The sequence below is a fragment of the Aestuariivita sp. genome, assembly GCF_049276915.1.
In the GTDB taxonomy this organism is placed as follows: Bacteria; Pseudomonadota; Alphaproteobacteria; order Rhodobacterales; family Rhodobacteraceae; genus Aestuariivita.
Genome location: NZ_JBASXK010000136.1, coordinates 1 through 7,555, shown reverse-complemented (window position 1 = coordinate 7,555; position 7,555 = coordinate 1). Strand labels below are relative to the sequence as shown.

The following is a 7,555-nucleotide window of genomic DNA, read 5'->3' as shown; positions in this document are numbered from 1 at the left end:
GCTGCACCGTTCGCGCCCAGAATGCGCCCCATGACATCCAGATGAAGAAGGGCGACCGGAAGAGCGTCGATACCAAGCGCCCTGCCCCCCGAAGTCGGATCCGGGAACAGGAACAACTCTCGTCGTCCGGCAGTCATCGCGTGTTCGATGACGTTGTAGTAACGCTTTCCATCCGCGGTGATGACTGGCGTGCTTTCACCGCTTCGAAGGGGCAGATGCGAGAAAATGCGATCAAGCGACGTTACCCGCCCCCCTGCAAGAGAGCGTGCGGCCTCGTTCATCGACAGGATGGCACCTGTCTTGCTGACCGTCAGCGTGGGAACGGGCAAGGTCTCGGCGCTGCGTCGGGCATTCCCGGAGACGGGAATATCTTCGATCCGCCACAGAAACCGTCGCCCCCGCAATCGCTGTACGGACAGGCGCACGGGACCGCGGCGCGTGACAATATCTTCGCGCGCGGCACCTTTGTCGTCGGCAAGAGTCTGCAAGCGATAAAGAATGGCCGCCGGATCGGCAAAGGTGCCCCGCAGCGTGGCAACCATCGTATCCCCCAGCGTTGGCTGAAACCGCCGGCGCGCAGAGGGGTTTCCGGACACCAAAGCCCCGTCTTCGTCTGTAACAAAGCAGGGCGTCGCATCGTTTTCAAAGAACTTGGCAAGCATTCTTGTCGCGCGAATTGAAATCAGGTTGCGCAGGGCCTGTGTTCCTACCAGTCCAAGGATCAGTGCGCACAGGCTTGCGCCCAACGTCAGCGCCCATATCGCCATCGGACCGCCATGCCAGATCACGGCATAGATCAGCAGGGCAATCGCCAAGGCGGCAATGACCACAATCCGCCCGATCCGCGGATAACCGGGAAGTCTGAGCGAACGGGCATCGATTGTGGCCAGCGACAAATTCGCCCCCTCCGGTTGGAAATGCCCCAAAGTGTTGCTCGAAAAGAGTTAAATGAGGCTTAACGGATAAGGCATACTACCACAGGTAGAGCAAATCTTTCTACACTCTCGCTAGCAGTGCGACAAAAAACCCATCCGCACCACCCGCCAACGGCCAGCTTTGTATCATCGTGGATTTCCAATCCGGGTGCCGGGACAAAAACGCGTCAACCCGGTCTTCATTCTCGACCCTCAGCACCGAGCATGTGGCATAGGCCAGAATGCCGGCCTCGGCGACAAGCCCGGTTGCTCTGTCCAGTATGTCGTCTTGGGTCTGTGTCAGGATCTTCAACCGCTCTGGCGTGAGGGCCCATTTGCCATCGGGTGCACGCCGCCAAGACCCACTGCCCGAACAGGGCGCATCGCACAGAACCAGATCATATCCGCCAGCAGGATCCAGTTCATCCATGTCGGCCAGACGCACGGCCAGCCCGGCACGTGCAGCGCGTTCCGGCAAATCGCGCATACGGTTCGGATCTGAATCACAGGCCGTCAAGTCAAGGTCGGCGCGCGCGCCCATGGCCAGGGTTTTGCCGCCTCCGCCAGCGCAATAATCCAGCACCCGTTGCCCATCGTCCAGAGGCAACGCCTGAACAACTGCCTGACTGGCAGCGTCTTGCAGTTCAAACAGGCCATCACGAAATGCCGAACTGTTGCGCAGGCCGCGCGCGCCTGTGGTGATCTCCAGCGCGGTATCGGCAAGCGCATGCGGCACAGCGGTGATCTGCTCCTGATCCAGGGCCAGGGTCAGTTCGGCGCGGTTGGTGCGGCGCAGATTGGCGCGCACAAACACAGGGGCGCGTTCTTGCAGATAGGCGGCAGCCGGCATGGCCATATCCCCAACAGAACGTTGAAACTCGGGCCAGAGCCAATCGGGCATATCGCTCGCCTCGGCCCCATCCGCAGGCGGGCGACCCGCATCATCCGGACCAACACGGGGCGCGCCATATTGCGAGCCGTCAAACAGGGCATCGACATCAAGATTCTGGGATCGAGCAAGTCCCAGCATCAGGCCCCTGCCGGTTTCTCCACCGCCCAAAGCCGCCAGAGAGCGACGACAGCGCACGGCATCAAACACAAGATCACGCACCGCCGCGCGATCCTTGGAACCGGCATAGCGCGAGCGCCGTCCCCAGCCGGTCAGCGCCTGTTCGGCCGCTTTGCCGGTCAGGATTTCATCCAAGATCGTTATGGCCGCCTGAACGCGGGCGGCGGGTGTCATCACATCACCCGGTAGTTCGGGCTTTCGCGGGTGATCTGAACGTCATGGACATGACTTTCCTTCAAACCTGCGCCTGTAATCTTCACGAATTGGCAATTGTTGCGCATCTCTTCGACAGTCGCGCAGCCGGTATATCCCATCGCCGCTTTCAAACCACCAACAAGCTGATGAATGACCGCGCTGGCGCTGCCCTTGTAAGGCACCTGCCCTTCGATCCCTTCGGGCACCAGCTTGTCACTGGCGGCGTCCTTCTGGAAGTAGCGGTCTGCCGATCCTCGCGCCATTGCACCCAGGGAGCCCATGCCGCGATAGGATTTGAAAGATCGGCCCTGATACAGGATCACCTCACCCGGGCTTTCATCTGTGCCCGCGATCATCGAACCGACCATGGCACAGGACGCACCCGCCGCGATGGCCTTGGCAAAGTCACCGGAAAACTTGATACCGCCATCGGCGATGATCGGGATGCCAACGGCTGCAGCCGCGCAATCCATGATCGCCGTCAGTTGAGGCACGCCAACTCCGGCCACCATGCGCGTGGTACAGATCGACCCTGGCCCGATCCCGACTTTCACCGCATCGGCCCCGGCACCAATCAACGCGCGCGTTGCCTCGGCAGTCGCGACGTTGCCGGCCACAACCTGCACCTCGTTGGACAGCGCCTTTGCACGGCGCACCGCATGCGCCACACCTTCGGAGTGACCATGGGCCGTGTCGATCACGATCATGTCCACGCCTGCATCCACCAAGGCTTCGGCGCGCTCGAATCCGGCGTCCCCCACAGTCGAGGCCGCCGCCACGCGCAAGCGACCAAGTTGATCCTTGCAGGCGGTCGGGTTCAGAACGGCCTGTTCGGTGTCTTTCAGCGTCAGAAGACCGGTCAACTGGCCTTGGCTATTGGTGACCAGCAGTTTTTCGATGCGCCGAGCCTTCATAAGGTTGATCGCTTCGTCGCGGTCCGCAGGCTCGCGCAGGATGGCCAGATCGTTCGATGTCATCATCACGCTCACCGGCGTTGCGTCATCGCTGGCAAAGCGCATATCGCGGTTGGTCACAATGCCCATCACCCGTCCTGCGTCGTCGACCACCGGGAAGCCGGTCACGCGATACCGCTCCTGCAACTCCTTGGCGTCGGCCAGTGTCTGATCCGGTTTAAGCGTGATCGGATTGTAGACGATCCCGCTTTCAAAGCGTTTGACCCGGCGCACCTCGCGGGCCTGTTCCTCGATTGACAGATTGCGGTGTACGACACCCATCCCGCCTGCCTGCGCCATGGCGATGGCCATGCGCGCTTCGGTGACCGTATCCATCGCGCTGGACAAGAGCGGGATGTTCATGGCGATCTGGCGCGTTACAAAGGTGCGCGTGTCGGCCGTGCTTGGCAGTACGCTTGATGCCTGCGGCACAAGGAGTACATCATCAAAGGTGAGGGCCTCGCGAATCTCCATCTCAACACTCCATGGATAGCTCGTTTGGCGGCAACCCTATCGCACGGTTTGCGACGCAGGGAAAGGCCCATACATCATATTGTAAGCTCTCTTTGAAAATGGCGCGGGCCAGCCGGATCGGCGCGTTGAAAATCAGGCAAACTCGGCCGATGATTTTCCTCGACTCTGAAAAAATGACGCGCATATGACATCATTTGCCGCCCCTCGCCTTTCCCTTTAAACGTCATGGCATATTGTCTGCCACAAGCGCCCATCACCTGAAGGTTTTTTTTCGCATGAGCTCCGATCCTCTCGTCGTCTTCACCCCGTCCGGCAAGCGCGGTCACTTTGCCGTCGGCACTCCGATCCTGACGGCGGCGCGCCAGCTTGGGGTGGATCTGGATTCCGTCTGTGGTGGGCGCGGCATTTGTTCGAAATGCCAGATCACCCCGTCTTACGGTGAGTTCTCCAAACATGGCGTGACCGTTGCTGCTGACGCGTTGTCCGAGTGGAATTCGGTCGAGGAACGCTACAAGTCCAAGCGCGGCCTGAAAGAGGGACGGCGTCTTGGCTGTCAGGCCACGGTGCAGGGCGATGTGGTCATTGATGTCCCACCCGAATCCCAGGTGCACCGTCAGGTCGTGCGCAAGGCCGCCTCGGCACGGGTCATCACGATGGATCCCGCCACGCGGCTGTACTTCGTCGAGGTCGAAGAGCCCGACATGCATTCGCCCACCGGCGATCTGGAGCGCCTGGAGCGCGCGCTCAAGGAGCAATGGGACGTGCCTGCGATCACAGCGGATCTGTCGCTTCTGGCCAAGCTGCAACCGGTCCTGCGCAAGGGCAACTGGCAGGTCACCGTGGCGCTGCATGCCGATCACCGGGGCGGCACGCCGGAGGTCATCGAGATCTGGCCGGGCCTGCATGAAGGCGGGTTGTTCGGTCTGGCGATTGATCTTGGATCAACCACCATTGCGGCGCATCTGACCGATCTCGAGACCGGAGCGGTCATTGCTTCATCGGGATTGATGAACCCACAGATCCGATTTGGCGAAGACCTGATGAGCCGCGTGTCCTACGCGATGATGAATCCGGGCGGGGACAAGGAAATGACCCGCGCCGTGCGCGAGGCGATCAATGACCTGACAGGCGCGATTGCGCAGGAAGGCAAGATAGATCCCAAGCTGATCGTCGAGACCGTGTTTGTCTGCAACCCGGTGATGCATCACCTGCTTCTTGGACTTGATCCTGTTGAACTTGGCCAGGCACCCTTTGCTCTGGCCACGTCGGACTCGATGACGCTCTTGGCGCGCGATATGGAATTGAGCGCGATGAACCCGCGCGCGCAGGTCTATATCCTTCCGTGCATTGCGGGTCACGTGGGCGCTGATGCTGCCGCCGTGGCATTGTCGGAAGAACCCGGTAAATCCAAGGACTTGGTCCTTATCGTTGATGTGGGAACAAACGCTGAAATCCTGCTGGGCAATACCGAGCGCGTTCTGGCCTGTTCATCGCCGACCGGTCCGGCTTTCGAAGGGGCACAGATCAGTTCGGGGCAACGCGCCGCGCCCGGTGCGATTGAACGCATCGAAATCAATGTCGACACCAAGGAACCCCGCTTTCGTGTGATCGGCAGCGACGTCTGGTCCGACGAAGACGGCTTTGACGAGGTCATCGCCACCACCGGTATCACCGGCATCTGCGGCTCGGGCATCATCGAGGCGGTCGCCGAGATGCGGATCGCGGGCCTTGTTGACCCCAGCGGGCTTGTGGGTTCGGCCGAACAGACGGGCACCGCACGTTCGGTTCCAGAAGGCAGGACCCACTCCTATCTGATCCACGATGCCACCGCGGAAGGTGGCCCGCGCATCACCGTGACCCAGGGTGATATTCGCGCGATCCAACTGGCCAAATCCGCGCTTTATGCAGGAGCCCGCCTGTTGATGGATGAAATGGGCGTTGAGCGTGTCGACCGCATCGTTCTGGCCGGAGCGTTCGGTGCGCATATCTCGACCAAGCATGCCATGGTCCTGGGCATGATCCCGGATGCCCCCCTCAACAAGGTCTCCAGCGCCGGCAACGCCGCAGGCACCGGGGCGCGCATTGCCCTTTGCAACATCGCCGCGCGCGCTGAAATCGAACGTGTAGTGCGCGAGATCACCAAGGTCGAAACCGCGATCGAGCCCCGGTTTCAGGAACATTTCGTCGCCGCCAATGCCATCCCCCACAAGACCGATCCGTTTCCGGATCTGGCCAAGGTGGTTACGCTTCCCGATGTCAGCTTCAACACTGGCGGCGCAGACAGGTCCGGCGATGGCGGCCGCCGCCGGCGCAAACGCGCCTGAGGCGACAGTCCCCTTTCGCGCATGGCGCGGGATCACCAAGCGGAGCGGCACGTCTGTCATCCCGCGCGCACAGACAGGATGACATCATGACCGACAACCGCGATCAGCAGGACTTCTGGACCAATATCGCCGGTCCGCAATGGGTTGAGCATCAAGCAGCAATGGATGCGCTGATGCAGCCGGTTCTGGACGGTGTGATGGCACGCGCAGGGCTCGCAGACGGCGCTCATGTTCTGGACATCGGATGCGGCACCGGGGCAAGTGCGCTGGTTGCGGCAGAGCTGGTGGGCCCGGATGGGTCGGTTCTGGGCGTGGATATCTCATCCGCCCTTCTGGGTCTTGCCCGCACACGCGCGCAGGACCATCGGACGATTTCATTTCTCGAAGTCGATGCGGCCGCGCACTCGTTTGAGCCGTCCCGGTTCGATCATCTGATCTCACGCTTTGGGGTGATGTTCTTTTCAGACCCCGTATCGGCTTTTGCCAATATGGCCCGCGCGTTGAAACCGGGCGCGCGCATGGATTTTGCTGCATGGGGCCAGATCCCGAACAATCCGTTCTTCACCGTGCCTGCGCGCGCTGCACGCGATGTGCTGGGCGCGATGCCCAAGACCGATCCGGATGCCCCCGGCCCTTTTGCTTTTCGCGATGTGGATCGTGTCACCGACATGCTCGCGCGTGCAGGGTTCAGCGATGTATCGGCAGAGGTGACGCAGCTTGATCTGACACCGGCGGGCACGCCCGCGGATTTCGTCGAACAATGCTGCACCATTGGCCCGGTTGAAGCCGCACTCAGATATTTTGAGGCGGATGATGCCCAACATGCGCAGATACGCGACCGACTGAGGGACGTTCTGGCACCTTTTGACAGCCCTCAGGGCCTGCGTATTCCGGCTGAAATCAACTTCTTCTCGGCGCGCATTTCCGACTGATCCTCTTGACGCTTTCGCATCACGGTCTTATCTGCTCACGCTCAGAGAGCGGGTATGGTGAAAAGGTATCACGCGAGCTTCCCAAGCTTAAGTTACGAGTTCGATTCTCGTTACCCGCTCCATTGTTTCTCACAATCCATTAAAATTTAAGACATTTTTCTGCAAGGTCGCAGCTTACCCGCCCAAAACCCGCCAAAATAAAAGGCGCAAAAAACTGAAAGCGCGGCATCGGAAATTCTTGCTTGCGTGCCCGTCGTGTCGCCCGCGCCGCGATGGGCTGGTGTTCCCCACCTGTCGAAAGATTCCCGGTCTGCCAGTGGTGCGCCCTCGATTGCCCGGACGAAGGTATAGGTGCCGCTATGCGGACAGAGCCGCATTTAGCTGCGCCCCTGTGTGGCGCGAACTTGACTGAACGTTTGCTGTGCGGACGAAACCGCTGTGAAATTCTATGCCCGATAGGCGCTAGTTTGAAACAAGCCACACGGTTCCGTCACGGGTTAACTTGCAGACGTCCCCTTGATTCTTATGCGATACGCCATCCAGGAACGTGACATAGACTTCGAAAACGCAAGTTCCCTTGCCGTCATCGATATTGAATTTCCTTGCGGTACCAGGCGGGATATTCGCTCCCAGGGGAAGGAAATCTACCATGCCCTCAGCGTTGCTGGATAGGAGCTCCAGTGTTGGTTGTCTG

At 60.4% G+C, this 7,555-nt stretch carries 5 protein-coding genes, 1 tRNA gene and 1 pseudogene; 3 read left to right on the top strand and 4 right to left on the bottom strand.

Features of this window, described 5'->3' with window-relative positions; all coding sequences use genetic code 11:
* The 3 genes and pseudogenes from WAO69_RS14745 to guaB form a co-directional block, all read right to left on the bottom strand.
* A pseudogene (locus WAO69_RS14745) lies at positions 1-896 on the bottom strand (hybrid sensor histidine kinase/response regulator); the annotation flags it as partial.
* Between the two features lie 100 nt (positions 897-996).
* Positions 997-2,157, bottom strand: coding sequence for an RsmB/NOP family class I SAM-dependent RNA methyltransferase (locus WAO69_RS14740; protein ID WP_422180462.1), 1,161 nt, complete (start codon positions 2,155-2,157; stop codon positions 997-999).
* A complete protein-coding gene (gene guaB, locus WAO69_RS14735) occupies positions 2,157-3,605 on the bottom strand; it encodes an IMP dehydrogenase (RefSeq protein WP_422180460.1) in 1,449 nt (482 codons plus the stop codon). Before guaB ends, WAO69_RS14740 begins: the two co-directional genes overlap by 1 nt.
* A gap of 275 nt (positions 3,606-3,880) precedes the next feature.
* Between guaB and WAO69_RS14730 the strand changes: the two genes are divergently transcribed.
* The 3 genes from WAO69_RS14730 to WAO69_RS14720 all read left to right on the top strand — a co-directional run bounded on the left by WAO69_RS14730 (position 3,881) and on the right by WAO69_RS14720 (position 6,983).
* Positions 3,881-5,929, top strand: coding sequence for an ASKHA domain-containing protein (locus tag WAO69_RS14730; protein WP_422180458.1), 2,049 nt, complete (start codon positions 3,881-3,883; stop codon positions 5,927-5,929).
* Between the two features lie 86 nt (positions 5,930-6,015).
* Entirely contained in the window at positions 6,016-6,861 is an 846-nt protein-coding gene (locus WAO69_RS14725; protein WP_422180456.1) for a class I SAM-dependent methyltransferase, read from the top strand.
* Positions 6,862-6,909: 48 nt separating this feature from the next.
* A tRNA-Gly gene (locus WAO69_RS14720) sits at positions 6,910-6,983 on the top strand.
* A 340-nt stretch (positions 6,984-7,323) separates the two neighbouring features.
* Here the strand turns inward: WAO69_RS14720 and WAO69_RS14715 are convergent.
* Positions 7,324-7,555 (bottom strand): hypothetical protein (locus WAO69_RS14715; RefSeq protein ID WP_422180454.1); only part of this gene is annotated, 232 nt, incomplete at its 5' end.